This is a genomic window from Streptomyces albidus (ex Kaewkla and Franco 2022), from assembly GCF_013870515.1.
GTDB lineage: Bacteria > Actinomycetota > Actinomycetes > Streptomycetales > Streptomycetaceae > Streptomyces > Streptomyces albidus.
This window is the reverse complement of the sequence record NZ_JACBXA010000210.1, coordinates 1-10,477: the sequence shown is the minus strand read 5'-3', so window position 1 is coordinate 10,477 and position 10,477 is coordinate 1. Positions and strand designations below refer to the sequence as shown.

Below are 10,477 nucleotides of genomic sequence, written 5' to 3'. Positions count from 1 at the left end.
GCGCCGTGGTCGCCGCCCGCGTCGCCGTCCGCGGGGTGCCAGAGGTTGCTTGTACGGCCGGCGGAGAACTCGTCGGGGACCTGCTGGGAGGCGAAGCCGTTCCGGGCCAGGTAGCGGTCAAGCAGGGCGGGTGCCACCTTGTCCGCGAAGATGGTCGCCACCGTGGAGGCACCCACGTAGTACTGCTTCCGGCGTGGATGGTCCGCCGCGTGGACGATGGCGCGGGCCGCCACCTCCGGCTGGTAGATCGGCGGCACCGGCCGCGGATGCTGCGGAAGCCGCGAGAGCACCCAGGAGAACTGAGGGGTGTTGACCGCGGGCATCTGCACCGTCGTCACGTGGACCCCGCTGCGCCGGTGACGCAGCTCCGTGCGGACGCTCGAGGTGAACCCGTTGACCGCGTGCTTGGCCCCGCAGTACGCCGACTGGAGCGGCACGGAGCGGTAGCTCAGGGCCGATCCGACCTGCACGATCGCTCCCGCGTCCCGGGGCACCATCCGCTTCAGCGCCGCTCGCGTGCCGTGCACGACACCCAGGTACGTCACGTCGGTGACCCGTCCGTACTCCTCGGGAGCGATCTCCATGAAGGGGGAGAAGACGGAGGCGAACGCCGAGTTGACCCATACGTCGATGGGCCCGAAGGTCTCCTCCGCGGCGTCGGCCGCCGCCTCGACCTGGGCGTGGTCGGCCACATCGGTCGGAAGCGCGAGCGCCCGGCCGCCGAGTTCCTCCACGTCGTCGGCCGCGGCGGCCAGACCGGCACGGCCGCGCGCGAGCAGCACCACGTCCGCACCGCGGAGTGCGAACATCCGGGCGGCCGCGCGGCCGATCCCGGCGCTGGCTCCGGTGATGACCACTGTCTGTGCCATGCGTGTACCTCTTCGCCGGGGAGCACGGGGTGGCACGGTCTCACGAGATCGCCGGGAGCGGCGACCTTTGCGGTGCGGCCGCGTCCCTCACACACGACGTCGGCCTGCACGACCCCCAACGGGGGGCCGTACAGGCCGACTTCCACACCTCAGCAGAGCCCTGGGCTCAGATGATGCTCACGCCGTAGGCGCTCAGCGCCTCGGTGACCGGCTGGAAGAAGGTCACACCGCCGGAGGAGCAGTTGCCGCTGCCGCCGGAGGTCATGCCCAGAGCGGTCTCTCCGGAGAAGAGGGCGCCGCCGCTGTCGCCGGGCTCGGCGCAGACGTTGGTCTGGATCATGCCCGTGACGATTCCGTCAGGTCCGTAGTCGACGGTGGCGTTCACACCGGTCACGCTGCCGCCGTGCACACCGGTGGTGCTGCCGCTGCGCTGGACGGACTGACCGACGGAGGCGTCGGCCGCACCGGTGATCTCCTGGTAGGAGCCGTTGTAGAGGGAGACCCGACCGTCAGCCGCACCCGGGTCGGAGTGCTGGATGATGCCGTAGTCGTTGCCGGGGAAGCTGCTGCCGGCCGTGGTGCCGATGTTCCAGGAGCTGCCGATGTTGGTGCAGTGACCGGCGGTCAGGGCGAACTTGGTCCCCGCGCCGTCCTGCACGTTGAAGCCCAGCGAGCAGCGGGCGCCACCGGTGGTGATGGCCTCGCCGCCGGCGATGAGCTTGCTGAACTTGCCGGGCGTCCGGTTGATCTCGAGGGCACCGGCGTTCTTGCCGGCTTCCTTCTTGATCTTCGCCAGGTCGGCCTTGGAGACCGTCTTGTCGATCGTGAGGACGACCTTGTCGGCCTTCTTGTCGACATACCAGGCGGCGCCGCCGACGTGGGCGGTGCGCAGGGCGTCCGTCGCGTCGTTCAGGGCCGCGGCACTGAACTTCGTCGGGGCCGGCTCGGCGGCGGTGGCGCTGCCGGCCGGGAAGGCGAGGGCGGCGGCGGCCGCGAGGCCGGACGTTACAGCTATGAGCCGCGCGCGTCTCGCAAGGGTGCGATGGGGGGTAGTGCGCGTGATCCTCACTGATTCCTCCAGTAGGAGAACGGGGGCCCTTGGGGTGGGGCCCGAGGGGCGCAGCAGGGCGGCACGACGACATAACCGCCGTGTCCCTGACAAGCGCTGGGGTGGAGTATTCGGCGGTCTCTCCCGTCCGCGCAAGACTCTGTTTCGGACTTGAAAAAGGGAAACTTCAAATGCGGGGACGAAATGTCACTTTGATCCAGCTGATAAGGGGAGAAGCAGACAACTCCCAGGACAGATGCCTTTGCCATGCATCCCTCCCGAGACGGAAAGGATCTTGCGAAGTCCTGAATCCGGCGTGAACGGTCCCTCTCCCGCGCGGAGTTGAGGGCGCGGCAGGGCCGGACGCGGAGTGTCCTAGGAGTGGTTCCGGCGGCCCTCGATACGGGCCTGTTCCACCAACTCCGGGTAGGCGTCGGCGTCCTCGGGACCCGACAGGTCCAGAAGGGAGACCGACCACGGGACCGGGCACGGAGGAGCGTGTTCAGGGTCCGGGCAGAGCATCCGGACGATGCGTTCCTTGATCTCTTCCGCCTGCTGCGCCGTGGCATGGATGCCGAGCCGCACTTCCCGGACTCCCGGCTCCTCCGGCATCGCTCGCCACCTGCCTTCCCGATCGTCACCAAACGCCCTGTGATCAGGAACCTGGCAGGTGCCGGACCGCAGTTCAACTGCCCACGCGCGGCCTCGGGGGGATCTCCGGGACGGCCCCCTGCAATCCTCGGGGCCGTACCCCGACAGGCCGGGACGGGTCGGGCTCGTGAAGGATGCGGCCTCTGTCCGTACTCGCCGATACGTGATAAGCAGCGGGCACCGGCGGTCGGTGGTGTGCGCGTCCTTCCCACACGGCTCGGTGCGACGGGGAGTTCGTGGCGAGTGCGAGGAGCGGCCACACGTGTGCGAGCGGGCGTGGGAACGGCAGTTGGCGTGCGCGGTGGCCGACGCGGGAAGGCAGCCCGCGCTGTTGCTGGTCTCCGGGGCCGCCGGCATGGGCAAGAGCACGCTGGTGCGGAAGCTTCTGGAGTCGCCGCAGGCCAGGGCGGTGACACGGCTGGTCGCCTCCTTCCGGGCCTCGGGCAAGGTCTCCGTGGCGGGACCGGTCAGCCCTGACTCCCCCGCTGCCGCGGGCCGCGTGAGGGCGAATCCGTCGACGGACGCCGTGCCGGCGGGAGTCGGCCCCGCCTCCTGCCAGGCCCTTGAGGCCTCACTCGCCTCGGTGCGTCCCGTACTGCTGGTCGCGGAGGACGTCCATCACGCCGACGAGCACTGCCTCCGCCTGCTGCGCGGCCTGCTGGCGGAGCCGCCGGAGCGGTTCGCGGCGGTGCTGACCTACCGACCCGGGCAACTGGCACGGGCCGGGCTGCCGTTGGGGCGCGCCGTGGACTACCCGGCGCACCTGTCGGTGACACGGCGGGATCTGGAACCCCTGGACGAGCAGCAAGTACGCGGTGTGGCGGGCGAGTTGCTGGGGGCGCAGCGGTGCCCGCGGGACTTCGTGGCACGGCTGCACCGCCGCTCCGGCGGCATACCGCAGGTGCTCGTCGACCTGCTGCGCACGCTGCGCGACACCGGAGGCGACCGGGAGCACTTCAGAGCCGGGGACGTCGACGAGGCGGGGGTGCCCGTCCGGCTGGCCGAGTCGGTGCACGAGCGGACGGGGGCACTGCCCGACCAGTACCGTCCCATCGTCTGGGCGGCCGCCGTGCTGGGTGAGGCGGCGAGCGCGCAGGAGCTCTCGACCGTGGCGGGACTGTGCGAGGACGGCGGGCACGAGGCGCTGGTCGCCGCACTGGAGTGTTCGAGCCTGCGGGAGACCGAGCAGGGGCGGTACGGCTTCGCCGTTCCTCTCGAAGCCTCGGTCGTCTACGACGAGTTGCCCGGTCCCGTGCGGGAGCGGATGCACCACAGGGCGGCGGCCATGCTGGCGGTGCGCGAGCCGGTGTCCTGGGCGCGCATCGCACAGCACTGGCGCGGCGGCGGACGTACGGCGGACTGGCTGCGGGCCGCCGAACGCGTCGCCGAGTGCGACGGCAGCGTCAGCGAGGACGAGGCGGCCGTGGCGCTGCTGGAACAGGTGCTGGGCGTGGGCGGTCTGCCGCCGGAGAAGCGGGGGCGGCTGGCTCTGACGCTGGCGCGTGGAGCCGTGCTCGGGCTGCGCTCGGAGGGCACGGTCAAGGTGCTGCGCAGAGTCGTCGAGGACCCGACGCTGCCCGCGACGGCCCGCGGGGAGATACGGCTCGAACTCGGCCTGCTGCTGCACAACCAGAAGCGGTGTTTCGACGAGGGGCGTGCCGAACTGCGCCGTGCCGCCGTCGAGTTGGCGGTGCAGCCCGCACTCGCCGCGCGGGCGATGGCGGCTCTGGCCAATCCCTTCTTCCCCGGTGCCTCCCTGGAGGAGAACCTGCGGTGGCTCCTGCGCGCGGAGGAGGCCGCCGCCGCCTCGCGGGACGGCACCGCACGGACGGCGGTCGACGCCTGCCGGGCCACCGTGCTGATGAACGCCGGTGATCCCGAGGCCTGGCGGCTCGTGAGGGGACTGCCGCGCAAGTGCACCGGCCGGGCGGACCGGCAGCAGGTGGCGCGAGGGCTGTGCAACACCGCCAACGGCGCCGTGTACCTGGGCCACTACCGCCGCGCTGACGAACTGCTCCAGGAGGGCGTCGAGTTGGCCGCCCGGAGCGGTGCGCCCTTCCTCGAACGGGTGGGCCGGGGCACCGCTCTCTTCCGCGACTGGCTGACCGGCCGGTGGGACGGGCTCGCCGAACGGTGCACGGGGTTGGTGGCCGAAGAGGGCACCGCGGGCGACGCACGCGTCGTCCTCGCCCTGCTGGCTCTGGCGAAGGGCGAATGGGCGACCGCGCAGAACTGGCTGCCACGAAGTGACGCCACACCGGAGACTTCCGAAGCCGCTCCTCTCGCCGCCACGGCGGCGGGTGCGCGCATACGCCTCCTGCTGGCCCGCCAGAACGTCGAGTCCGCCTCCTCGGCCGCCACTTCGGCCTGGGAGTGGCTGGGCAGGAAGGGTGTGTGGGTATGGGGCGCCGAGCTCGCTCCCTGGGCTGTGGAGGCCCATGTGCGTGCGAAGGCACCGCAGTCGGCGCGTGATCTGGTCGCGGAGTTCGCCGCCGGTCTGCAAGGGCGGGACGCTCCTTCGGCGTCGGCCGCCCTGCTGTGGTGCCGGGCCGTCGTCGCCGAGTCGGAGGGAGACCTCGGCGGGGCGCTGAAGGGTTTCCGGGAGGCCGCCGACGCCTACTCCCGCCTCCCCCACCCCTACGCCCAGGCGCTCATGACCGAGTGCGCCGGCCGTTGTGCGCTGCTGCTGGGCAGCGAGGTGGACGAGGCCGTACGCGAACTCAGCGCCTGCGTCCAGCAGTTGACCGATCTCGGTGCGGTCTGGGACGCCACGCGCGTACGGGCGATGCTTCGCGCGCATCTCCCGGCGGCGCAGCGGCGCCCTCCGGGCCGGCCCTCGTACGCGGAACGTATGTCCCCACGCGAGGAGGAGGTCGCCGACCTGGCCGCCACCGGGCTCACCAACCGCGAGATCGCCGCGACGCTGCACCTCTCCCCGCGGACCGTGGAGCAGCACATCGCGCGGGCGATGCGAAAGCTCGGCGTCAACTCGCGTCAGGGGCTTGCGGAGCTGGCGGCACGCATGGGCACCGGCCGCGACGACGACAAGGCCGCCAGGACCGTCTGACCGCCGGACTCCCCGGGCCGGTCACCTCCCGCCGCAGGAAGTCGCCCTGTAGTCCTCGAACTCCGCGTCCGAAGGCTTGTACTTCTGCTCGAAGTCCCCCTCGGCGAGCGCCGGGAAGTGCTGCTGGAAGGTCAGGCGCCACCGGGTGTCGAGGAACTTCTTCAGTGCCTTGTTCAGCTTCCGGCAGTCCGCCTCGTGGCCCTCACGCAGGCCGATGCCGTAGAGCTGGCGCTGGCCGATCGTGATGTCCTCGAGCATCTTGACGTCCTTGTCGTACGGCGCCTGGTGCGCGAAGCCCTCCAGCACGATCTTGTCCGTCCAGACGGCGTCGAAGTTGCCCTTCGCCAGCTCCTTCACGCACGTCTTGTAGTCCTTGCGGAGGCCGGGGTCGACACCCACGCCCAGTCCGTTCCTGATCGCCTCCTTGGCCTCCTCGCTCTCGACGCTGCCGGGGTCGGAGGTGGAGCCGGAGGCGCTGCAGACCTTCATCCCCTTGAGGTCGTCGAGCTTCTTGATCCGGTCCTCGTCCTTGCGTACCAGGACGCCCTGGTACGTCTTCATGTACGGAGCGGTGAAGTCGACCTTCTCGTCGCGCGCCTCGGTGATGGTGTAGGTCGCGATGACCAGGTCCGCTCCCTCGTCGCGCAGGATCTCCTCGCGCTTCAAGGAGGGGATGTCCTGCGCGTACTCCTTGAACGGGATCTCGTCGGCGAGCGAGTTGAGCAGATCGGTCTCGAAGCCCGCGTACTCGTACTCCTCACCGCTGCGCGTGTTGAACCCGGGCTGCCCCTTCTTCACGGCCACCTTCACCGAGGGCCCGTCGAAGATCGAGGAGGCCGACTGCGAAGCGGAGGACTCGGCGTCGGGGTCCGGGGCGGGGTCGGGCGAGCAGGTCGCCGCGGTCAGAGCCAGGCTCGCAAGACACAAGAGGGCGGCGGGAATTCGCCGGGCGTGGGAAGTCATCGGATTCTCCTCATGGGTCACCGGTAGCTGGCCTGCTTTCGGACGAGCGTCACCTCGCACCCCTCGGCTGCGAGCAGGGTGATGTCGGCGGACACGCCCGGGCCGGCGGCGTCCAGGGGCAGGGTCGTGGTGAGTTCGTCGTCCGTCTCGACGGTCACGGGCTCCGCGAGGTCCTGGCCGTCGAACCTCAGCTCGCCACCGGGTATGCACGAGGTGCCTCCCGCTGCGGCCTCCCGCACTTCGAGGGTGACTCTCAGTTCGTCGCCGTCCGGTGCGGAGTCGACCGTCAGCTGAGCGGTGGTCCCGGAACGGAGGGTGGCGTTCTTCAGCTCCGTACGGTCCGTCACGTCCACGGGGAGCGCCGCCAGTACGAGCCATACGAGGACCGTGGGCACCGCTGCGATGCCGAAGGCCTTGAGGAACGCCAGCCTGTGCTGCGTGGCGTCGCGGCGGTCGTCCCGCTTGGCGACGACCTCGACGGTGGGCACGAGCAGGAACACGGCGCCCAGAGCCGTGGCGGCCGCGGTGAAGTCGTGCTCGACGCGCTGCGCCCAGACGGCCACGGAGAAGGCGGTGAGCAGCAGCGTCACGTAGACGGCGGTCAGCGTCCGGATGTAGCGCTTGTCGTCCGCGCTCTCCGGCCGTCCCCCGCTCTCGCCGCCCTCCGGCGACGACGTCGTCCGCGCATCCATGCGACACCCCCCGGCGCGAATCATGTGCAAGGGACAAGGATGCCATGGGGACGAGGCGCCCGTGGGCGTCAATTGCCGTCGAATACAAGCGAGTTGGCGACTACGGCGTGATGCGTGGGGGCCGTGCCGACGACAGCCCGGACGACGCGGGACGCACGAACGGGCCGGACGCGTACGCGTCCGGCCCGCCCCTGCTGAAGCCCGTTCAGCACATGGTCGGTCGCATGACCTCGTACGCGCTCGCCCAGTTCGCACAACCCGGGTCGGAGTGCCCGTACCAGTTGTGGCCGAACTCGTGCGCGGAGAGCAGACCGAAGTCGCTCACCATCGTGGAGAGCATGATGCGCTGGCCCTGACCCCAGTTGCAGCCCACGACGTTGCCGCCGCCGCAGCCCTCGACGTAACCGCCGGTGCACTCCACCGGGGTGCCGCTGGAGGCCGTCTCGGTGCCGCTGCCCCAGAAGCCGGCGCCCTGACGGATCGAGCCCTCGTAGCCGCTGCAGGAAGCGGTGATGTGGTAGCTCCAGGCGGGCACCCGGGCGTCGCGGTCCTTGGCGTCCGGAGCTGCGGCGTCGGTGAGGTCGCCGGTCTTGAAGCCGTCTGCTGTGACGCCTTCGCCCGCGAGCTGTGCGGACTGGGCGGCGGGACGTTCGGAGACGCTGATGTCCGCAGCGCTGGCCGACACCGGGAAGGCGAAGACCAGGGCGAACAGCAGGCCGGCGACCCCGGACAGTCTTCGCATTAGCTTGGGCATGACAAGTCTCCTCTGTGGGGGGCGACGTGCACCCGAGCCGGCACGGAGCCGGTCGTGGACACCGTCGCGAGATTCCTCGGGCCCGAAGCGCAAGCCCTTTCGACCGATCGCGAGGAAGCTACTCACGGATTCGGTGCACGCCTATACGGGTCCGGCGATTTACGGATACGCAAGAAACCCCCTCCCCCGCCCGTATCCGGCGCAGGCGCGGGCCGCGCGGGTCCCCGGCACCCGCCGCACGGTGGAACAACCCCTCAACTCAGCCGGGATCAGGCGCAGTTGAGCGCTTGCCGGTGGAGGACGCGACGGACTCCGCGCGGGGCGTCACAGACGCGGGATCGGCTGCGGGGACCGGCCGCCCCTCAGCCGGGAGGGCGGGCACTCCTCACCCTCCACACTGTTTGCCGACTGCTCAGAAATGTAGTAGAAGTGCTACATGAGCGAGCAGGTGCACAACAGACTCTCGGTGGTGCGAGCGGAGCGGCGAGTGAGCCGGCAAGACCTCGCAGAGGCCGTGGGCGCGCACTACCAGACCGTCGGCTACATCGAACGCGGGCAGTACAACCCCAGCCTGGACTTGGCGCTGCGCATCGCCGCGTACTTCGAACTGCCGGTGGAGGCCCTGTTCTCACTGGAGCCGTTCCGCCCGCTCACCGACGAGATCTACGGCAGCCGACGCACGACCGCATCCGGGAAGACCGGACCGACGGGGAGGAAGCGAACGTGACCGATTCCGACAAGCAGCCCACGCGACACGACGCCTGGATGCTGAAGACGATGAACAACCAGCGCATCAAGCGGTTTCACGCCACGAAGGCGTCCCGCAACTCTTTCGTCACCCTGCACGTGGCGCTCACGACTGCGGCCGCCGCGAGCGGGGTCATGCTCTTCGTCTCCCACCGGGCATGGTGGGTCGCCGTGCTCGCCGTCGCCCTGGTGATGTGGATGCCCGTCACCGGGATCCTCAACTCCAGCACCGACGGGCTGCTGGAGTTGCGCTCCCGCGTCCTGGACGAGCGTCAACTGACCGAACGCAACACCGTGCACGCCCTCGCCCACCGCGCCACTCTCGGCGCGATGGTCTCCGCGCTCGCCGGCTTCGTCATCGCGGACGTCTCCCGCGAATCGTTCGACACGCTCGCCACACCACTGGCTGTCACGGGCTTCGCCGTGATGCTCCTCCACTGGCTGCTGCCGCTCTGGATCGCGGTCGTGCGCGTACCCGACGACGCGACGGCGATGAACGCCACGCTCCCCGACCGAGCCTGAGCACAAGCCCTACCGTCCCGGGACGGCCTCGGGGGCCCGCCAGGGCCGCCACCCGCAAGGATGCCCGCCGGCCTCATGGCAGCAGACACAACCGACGTGCTGCCGCGAGGTTGGCGGGCATTCGACGTCGGTGCCGCGAGCATGGGATCCGCGAGGCGCGGCTACGGAACGGGAGACGGCACGATGAAGGGACTCGAGGTCGTCGTCGTCCTGCTGACCGCCGTACTCGCCCTGAGCTGGGCGGCTCGCCGACTGGGCCTGAGCGAGCCCGTGTTCCTGCTCCTGGGCGGAGTGCTGATCGGGACGATCCCCGGCTTCCCCTCCGTGCACCTGCCCTCCGACGTCGTCCTGCTCCTCTTCCTGCCGCCGCTGCTGTACGCGGAGACCCTGTCGATCTCCCTCCAGCAGATCCGGGCCAACCTGCGCGTGATCGTCCTGCTCTCGGTGGGCCTGGTCCTCGCGACGGCGCTGACCGTCGCGGGCACCGCGCACGGACTGGGAATGGCCTGGCCCATCGCCTTCGTGCTCGGCGCCGTCCTCGCCCCCACCGATGCCACGGCGGTGGCGAGCGTGGCGCGCGGCATGCCGCGGCGGCTCCTCACGACGATGCGCGCCGAGAGTCTGGTCAACGACGGCACGGCGCTGGTCCTGTTCGCGGTCGCCGTCGAGATCGCGATCGGCGAGACGTCATTCGCATGGGGGCCCGTGATCGGGCAGTTCGCACTCGGCTACGCGGGCGGGATCGGCATCGGCGCCGCGGTCGCGCTGCTTGTCATCGCCGTACGGCACCGGCTGCACGACTCCGCCGTCGAGAGCGGGCTGAGCCTGCTCACTCCCTTCGCCGCCTATCTGCCGGCGGAGCTTGCGGGCGTCTCCGGCGTCCTCGCCGTCGTCGTGTGCGGCCTGATCATCAGCCATGAGAGTCCTCTGCTGATCGAGGCGCGGAGCCGTGTCCAGACCTTCGCGTTCTGGCGCGTCGTGACCTTCCTGCTCAACAACTCGCTGTTCGTCCTCGTCGGCGTGCAACTGCCCAGTGCCGTCCTCGGTCTGCGGACGATGAGCCCGGGGCAGGCGGGCCTGCTCGCCGCCGCCGTCGTCGGTGCGGTGATCGGCACGCGGCTGCTGTACATCAACACCACGCCGTACCTGATCCGTGCCGTGGAC

The 10,477-nt window shown here is 70.4% G+C and carries 11 protein-coding genes; 5 read left to right on the top strand and 6 right to left on the bottom strand.

Translation table 11 applies throughout. The annotated features are described in order from the left end of the window. On the bottom strand, positions 1 to 869 hold an 869-nt coding region (locus H5J26_RS23810; protein ID WP_181767998.1), incomplete at its 3' end, for an SDR family oxidoreductase. A gap of 29 nt (positions 870 to 898) precedes the next feature. On the opposite strand from H5J26_RS23810, the gene H5J26_RS23805 reads away from it, so the two are divergent. Continuing rightward, positions 899 to 1,057, top strand: a complete 159-nt coding sequence (locus tag H5J26_RS23805) for a hypothetical protein (protein ID WP_181767997.1) — start codon at positions 899 to 901, stop codon at positions 1,055 to 1,057. Here H5J26_RS23805 and H5J26_RS23800 read toward each other — a convergent pair. Together H5J26_RS23800 and H5J26_RS23795 are read right to left on the bottom strand one after the other, a co-directional pair. Continuing rightward, entirely contained in the window at positions 1,036 to 1,938 is a 903-nt protein-coding gene (locus H5J26_RS23800) for a S1 family peptidase (RefSeq protein ID WP_419183842.1), read from the bottom strand. The two genes, H5J26_RS23805 and H5J26_RS23800, sit on opposite strands and share 22 nt — an antisense overlap. Positions 1,939 to 2,292: 354 nt before the next feature. Continuing rightward, positions 2,293 to 2,529 (bottom strand): hypothetical protein, encoded by a 237-nt coding sequence (locus tag H5J26_RS23795; protein ID WP_181767996.1) that lies wholly within the window; start codon positions 2,527 to 2,529, stop codon positions 2,293 to 2,295. A gap of 301 nt (positions 2,530 to 2,830) precedes the next feature. Between H5J26_RS23795 and H5J26_RS23790 the strand changes: the two genes are divergently transcribed. Then, on the top strand, positions 2,831 to 5,635 hold the full coding sequence (locus H5J26_RS23790) for a LuxR C-terminal-related transcriptional regulator (RefSeq protein WP_181767995.1): 2,805 nt from the start codon (positions 2,831 to 2,833) through the stop codon (positions 5,633 to 5,635). A 21-nt stretch (positions 5,636 to 5,656) separates the two neighbouring features. Here H5J26_RS23790 and H5J26_RS23785 read toward each other — a convergent pair whose 3' ends face one another. The 3 genes from H5J26_RS23785 to H5J26_RS23775 all read right to left on the bottom strand — a co-directional run bounded on the left by H5J26_RS23785 (position 5,657) and on the right by H5J26_RS23775 (position 8,044). Next, positions 5,657 to 6,598, bottom strand: coding sequence for a transporter substrate-binding domain-containing protein (locus tag H5J26_RS23785; RefSeq protein WP_181767994.1), 942 nt, complete (start codon positions 6,596 to 6,598; stop codon positions 5,657 to 5,659). Positions 6,599 to 6,615: 17 nt separating this feature from the next. After that, positions 6,616 to 7,290, bottom strand: coding sequence for a hypothetical protein (locus H5J26_RS23780; protein ID WP_181767993.1), 675 nt, complete (start codon positions 7,288 to 7,290; stop codon positions 6,616 to 6,618). Between the two features lie 205 nt (positions 7,291 to 7,495). Then, positions 7,496 to 8,044: a hypothetical protein gene (locus H5J26_RS23775; protein ID WP_235981007.1), complete on the bottom strand. Its 549-nt coding sequence runs from the start codon at positions 8,042 to 8,044 to the stop codon at positions 7,496 to 7,498. 436 nt (positions 8,045 to 8,480) lie between these two features. Here H5J26_RS23775 and H5J26_RS23770 point away from each other — a divergent pair, with 436 nt between their 5' ends. From H5J26_RS23770 to H5J26_RS23760, 3 genes are all read left to right on the top strand, one after another. Then, the gene (locus tag H5J26_RS23770) at positions 8,481 to 8,771 is read left to right on the top strand and encodes a helix-turn-helix transcriptional regulator (RefSeq protein WP_181767992.1); all 291 of its coding nucleotides are present in this window, start codon (positions 8,481 to 8,483) and stop codon (positions 8,769 to 8,771) included. Further along, positions 8,768 to 9,313 carry a hypothetical protein gene (locus H5J26_RS23765; RefSeq protein WP_309238046.1) on the top strand — a complete coding sequence of 182 codons (546 nt, stop codon included), beginning with the start codon at positions 8,768 to 8,770 and terminating at the stop codon, positions 9,311 to 9,313. The genes H5J26_RS23770 and H5J26_RS23765 overlap by 4 nt, the downstream gene beginning before the upstream one ends. A gap of 75 nt (positions 9,314 to 9,388) precedes the next feature. After that, positions 9,389 to 10,477 (top strand): cation:proton antiporter (locus H5J26_RS23760; protein WP_181767991.1); only part of this gene is annotated, 1,089 nt, incomplete at its 3' end.